Annotated in this window: 5 protein-coding genes; 4 read left to right on the top strand and 1 reads right to left on the bottom strand. The window is 62.6% G+C overall.

All coding sequences use genetic code 11. The annotated features are described in order from the left end of the window. Nucleotides 1-217 precede the first annotated feature (217 nt). From NKJ64_RS30380 to NKJ64_RS30370, 3 genes are read left to right on the top strand one after another with little or no spacing between them, the layout of a single operon-like run. Complete coding sequence (locus tag NKJ64_RS30380; protein WP_023684574.1) at nt 218-1,141, top strand: ABC transporter permease subunit; 924 nt, start codon at nt 218-220, stop codon at nt 1,139-1,141. Nucleotides 1,142-1,150: 9 nt separating this feature from the next. Then, entirely contained in the window at nt 1,151-2,278 is a 1,128-nt protein-coding gene (locus tag NKJ64_RS30375; RefSeq protein ID WP_023670736.1) for an ABC transporter permease, read from the top strand. A gap of 32 nt (nt 2,279-2,310) precedes the next feature. After that, nucleotides 2,311-3,930 (top strand): ABC transporter ATP-binding protein, encoded by a 1,620-nt coding sequence (locus NKJ64_RS30370; RefSeq protein WP_023754824.1) that lies wholly within the window; start codon nt 2,311-2,313, stop codon nt 3,928-3,930. 41 nt (nt 3,931-3,971) lie between these two features. Here NKJ64_RS30370 and NKJ64_RS30365 read toward each other — a convergent pair whose 3' ends face one another. After that, a complete protein-coding gene (locus NKJ64_RS30365; protein WP_023684572.1) occupies nt 3,972-4,310 on the bottom strand; it encodes a hypothetical protein in 339 nt (112 codons plus the stop codon). Between the two features lie 238 nt (nt 4,311-4,548). Here NKJ64_RS30365 and NKJ64_RS30360 point away from each other — a divergent pair. After that, on the top strand, nt 4,549-4,696 hold a 148-nt coding region (locus NKJ64_RS30360; RefSeq protein WP_502902898.1), incomplete at its 3' end, for a helix-turn-helix domain-containing protein.

Raw genomic sequence — 4,696 nt, 5'->3', positions numbered from 1 at the left:
CCCACACACCACCCCCCCCCCCCCCGCTCCCACACAGACTAACAACCCCCCCCCCCCCCCCCCCCCCCCCCCGCGCCGCCCCCCCCGGACTGGTCGGTCATCGCACCGGTCCGAAAGTCGTGGTCGATTTTCGGCAAGCCCGGTGCGAAGATTTGGCGCCGGAGCGTGGCAATGCGTCCGCATGGACGTATGTCGCTCTGGCCGAAGCGGGGCGCCGATGCTGCGATACATCTTACGGCGGCTTCTGACCGCCATTCCGACGCTGTTCGTCATCGTGACCATGGCGTTCTTCCTGATACGCGTCGCACCGGGCGGCCCCTTCAATCAGGAGCGGGGCCTCAGTCCCGAGATCAGGGCCAATCTGGAAGCACAGTTCGGCCTCGACGATCCGCTCTGGCTGCAATATGCCCACTATCTCGGCAATCTTCTGCGCGGCAATTTCGGGCCGAGCTACAATTTGCCTGACTTCACCGTCACCGAACTGTTTGCCAAGGGGCTGCCGATATCGGTCCAGCTCGGCACCTCGGCGCTGATCCTGGCGCTGCTGCTTGGTTCGGTGCTCGGCACCATCGCCGCGCTCAACCAGAACAAGCTTGGCGACTATACGGTGATTGCGCTGGCGACCGCCGGCAGCACTATCCCCACCTTCGTCATCGCTCCTGTGATTCAGCTGGTGTTCGGATTGACCTGGAAGCTGTTGCCGATCGGCGGCTGGGGTGATGGCGCATTAATCAACAAGATCGGCCCGGTGCTGACGCTGGCCTTGCCGCAGATCGCCATCGTTGCCCGCCTGATGCGCGGGTCGATGATCGAGAGCTTGCGTTCGCATCATATCCGAACGGCGCGTGCGCTCGGCCTCTCCGACTGGTCGGTGGTGGTCAAGCACGCGCTGCGCGGCGCCATCCTGCCGATCGTTTCCTTCACCGGCCCCGCAGCCGCGGCGCTGCTCACCGGTTCGGTCATCGTCGAGACCATCTTCTCCATTCCCGGTGTCGGCCGCTATTTCGTCGATGCCGCGCTCAACCGCGACTACACGCTGGTGATGGGGACCGTGGTGGTGATCGCGCTCTTCACCATCGTCTTCAACCTGATCGTCGACGTCATGTACGCGGTCGTCGACCCGAGGGTACGCTATGACTGAGGGTGCGCTATGACTGACATCACAGCCGCCGCCGCTCCGCCGGCCGTCGTCGGCCGCTCGCTCTGGGGCGACGCATGGGCGCGCCTCAAAGCCAACCGCGCCGCCATGTTCAGCCTCTATTACCTGGCCTTCATTGGCGTCATCAGCATCTTCGGCCCCTGGTTCGTGCCGCATCAGTACACCACCATCTATGCCGACTATGTGCGCACGCCGCCAAGCTTTTCAGCCTATCCGAAGCCCGACATGATCGAGACGGCGCTCAAGGATGCCATCAAGCGCATGCGCGTCGACATCAAGGAGTGGAAACTGGACGGCAGTCGCGTCACCGTCACCGTCACCTCGACCAAACCGATCGACGACCGCAACATCCGCTATCTTGACCGCTCCGATGCCTTCGACGATACCAAGATAGAGAGCAAATCGGCCGACGGGCTCGAATTGACTATGACTGCGTCGGTCAAACAGCAGTACTTCCTGTTCGGCACCGACAACACCGGTCGCGATCTTCTCTCGCGAACGCTGATGGCAGGGAGAATCTCGCTGGCCATCGGCCTGCTTGCCGGCATTGTCGCGGTGGTCATCGGCGTCCTCTACGGGGCGGCGGCCGGCTTTTCCGGCGGCAAGATCGACGAGGTGATGATGCGCATCGTCGACGTGCTCTATTCTTTGCCCTTCATTTTCTTTGTCATCATGCTGGTGGTGTTCTTCGGCCGCAACTTCGTGCTGATGTTCCTGGCGGTGGGAGCGGTGCTGTGGCTCGACATGGCGCGCATCGTGCGCGGCCAGGCGCTGTCGATCCGGCGGCAGGAGTATGTCCAGGCGGCCGAAGCCATGGGCGTCGGCCAGCGTGGCATCCTGCTGCGCCATGTCATCCCCAATCTGCTCGGACCAGTGGTGATCTACATGACGCTGCTGGTGCCGCAGGTCATCATCCTGGAAAGCTTTCTGTCCTTCCTCGGCCTTGGCGTGCAGGAACCGATGACCAGCTGGGGCGTGCTCATCTCCGTCGGCGCCAAGAACATCGGCACCGCCAACTGGCTGCTTTTGTTCCCCGCCTTCTTCCTCGTGTCGACGCTGTTTGCGCTGAACTTCGTCGGCGACGGCCTGCGCGATGCGCTCGATCCGAGAGACCGATAATATGGGGACCAAATAAAATGGGGACCGTTGCGATGGAAACGCCCGAAACGATCCTCAGCGTCAAGGACCTTCGCGTCCGTTTCCGCACGCTCGACGGCGCGGTCGAAGCGGTCAAGGGCATCAACATCCATGTCAAGGCAGGTGAAACCGTTGCCGTGGTCGGCGAATCCGGATCCGGCAAGAGCCAGACCATGATGGCGGCGATGAGCCTGCTGGCGTCCAACGGCGAGGCGACGGGTCACGTCGATTATCGCGGCCGCAACCTTTTGACCATGAGCAAGCCCGACCTCAACAAGGTGCGCGGCGCCAAGATCAGCATGATCTTCCAGGAGCCGATGACCTCGCTCGATCCGCTCTATTCGATCGGCAACCAGCTTATCGAACCGATCCGCAAGCACCGCGGGCTGAACGCAGCCGAGGCACGGAACGAGGCGCTCAAGTTGCTCAGGCTGGTGCATATCCCCGATCCCGAGCGGCGGATGAAATCCTATCCGCACGAAATGTCGGGTGGCCAGCGCCAGCGCGTCATGATCGCCATGGCATTGGCCAACGACCCCGACATCCTGATCGCCGACGAGCCGACGACGGCGCTCGACGTCACCATCCAGGCGCAGATCCTGGTGCTGCTCGCCGAACTGCAGCGCAAGCTCGGCATGGCCATCGTCTTTATCACCCACGATCTCGGCATCGTCCGGCGCTTTGCCGACCGCGTCTATGTCATGCGCTATGGCGAGGTGGTCGAGGAAGGCGAGGCGGAAGCACTTTTCGCCAACCCGCAGCATGCCTATACCAAAATGCTGCTGGCCGCCGAACCGACCGGCACCAAGGCGGCGCCGCCGCCCAGCGCTCCTGTGCTGCTGGAGGGCCGCAATGTCGAAGTGACCTTCAAGATCGGCGGCGGCTTCCTTGCGGGCGAACGGCTGCTGCTACGCGCCGTCGATCACATTTCGATCCGGCTGAAGCGCAACCAGACCATCGGTATCGTCGGCGAGTCCGGTTCGGGAAAATCGACGCTCGGCCGCGCACTTCTGCGCCTGTTGCCCAGCGACGGTGTCATCCGCTTCGGCGACCGCGACATCTCCACTGCCGACCGCCAGGCGATGCGGCCGCTGCGTCGTGAGATGCAACTCGTCTTCCAGGATCCGTTCGGCTCGCTGTCGCCGCGCATGACCGTCGGCCAGATCATCACCGAAGGCCTTCTGGTGCATGAGCCGAACCTGTCAGGCAAGCAACGCGATCAGCGCGCCGTCGAGGCCTTGCTCGAGGTCGGCCTCGATCCCAACGCACGCAACCGCTACCCGCACGAATTCTCCGGCGGCCAGCGCCAGCGCATCGCCATCGCGCGTGCCGTGATCCTGAAGCCCAAACTGGTGGTGCTGGACGAGCCGACCTCGGCGCTCGACCGCTCGGTGCAGAAGCAGATCGTCGAATTGCTGCGCAAGCTGCAGGCCGACCACGAACTGTCCTACCTCTTCATCAGCCACGATCTCTCCGTGGTGCGCGCCATGGCCGACTACATCATCGTCATGAGGCAGGGCAAGATCGTCGAGGAAGGCCCGACGGAAGAGATCTTCAGCAACCCGCAGGCCGCCTACACCCAGACGCTGATGGCTGCGGCGATCGATGTCACGCGCTTCAGGCTGAGTGCTTAAGGCGTGACGTTCAGCAGATAGTCAGGGTAGGGCCAGTTCGCTTAGCCCGCTGACCTGGGGCATCTGTTGGCCCTTGTCGCGACAATGGCCTCTTGCCGCTGCTTCAGCAGTTCGATTCTGGCCGTCTCACGCTTGGCCACTGCGCTCTTCACGCGCGTGCCGCCGAGCAGCCAGTTCGGCACGCTGGTGTTGGCGACCTTGCCGCGGGTGATGGCGGTTTGCGAGATGTCGCGCGCGGTATCGCCTACGGCGGTGTTGAGCTCGGCGCATGTCATGCTGTCGTATTTCGCCGGGTTCACCGCGCTGCCCAGCGATGAGCAGCCTGCCGCCAGGGACAAAGCGAGCAGCGCTGACAGCCGGCTTGAAATCAACAAATTCATCTTCCGCAAACCTCGTTCCGGCCGCTGTCTCGGCGGCATTCCTATTATCGAGGTAGCGCGGAAGGTTGTCGCGTCAAAACACCATGCCGACAGCGACGCCGACGCAGCCGGTTTGCATCAAGCTATCTTGTGGGTCGGGAGAACAAACACCTAAGTGTCTGTTGCCCTTCCCGAGAGATGGGTGACAGTTCATTCCGGAGACATGGGTTACACTTTCGGCCTTTGCAAGGAGAGCAAGGTGCCTTGGAAGGAGTGTAACGTCATGGAAGAGCGGCTGAAGTTCATTGCCCGGCTGCTGGATGGCGAGAAGATGGCGGTGCTTTGCCGTGAGTTCGATATCTCGCGCAAGACCGGCTACAAGATCCTCACACGCTACAATGACAGTG

Origin of the sequence: Mesorhizobium sp. M0062 (assembly GCF_040323125.1) — a bacterium.
GTDB lineage: Bacteria > Pseudomonadota > Alphaproteobacteria > Rhizobiales > Rhizobiaceae > Mesorhizobium.
Note: the sequence above shows the minus strand (reverse complement) of the source record. Positions and strands in the feature narration are given on the sequence as shown.

What these genes read in the sequence shown, in the direction of transcription:
- NKJ64_RS30380 (WP_023684574.1), top strand. Translation starts at nt 218, where the DNA reads ATGCTGCGATACATCTTACGGCGGCTTCTGACCGCCATTCCGACGCTG.
- NKJ64_RS30375 (WP_023670736.1), top strand. Translation starts at nt 1,151, where the DNA reads ATGACTGACATCACAGCCGCCGCCGCTCCGCCGGCCGTCGTCGGCCGC.
- NKJ64_RS30370 (WP_023754824.1), top strand. Translation starts at nt 2,311, where the DNA reads ATGGAAACGCCCGAAACGATCCTCAGCGTCAAGGACCTTCGCGTCCGT.
- NKJ64_RS30365 (WP_023684572.1), bottom strand. Translation starts at nt 4,310, where the DNA reads ATGAATTTGTTGATTTCAAGCCGGCTGTCAGCGCTGCTCGCTTTGTCC.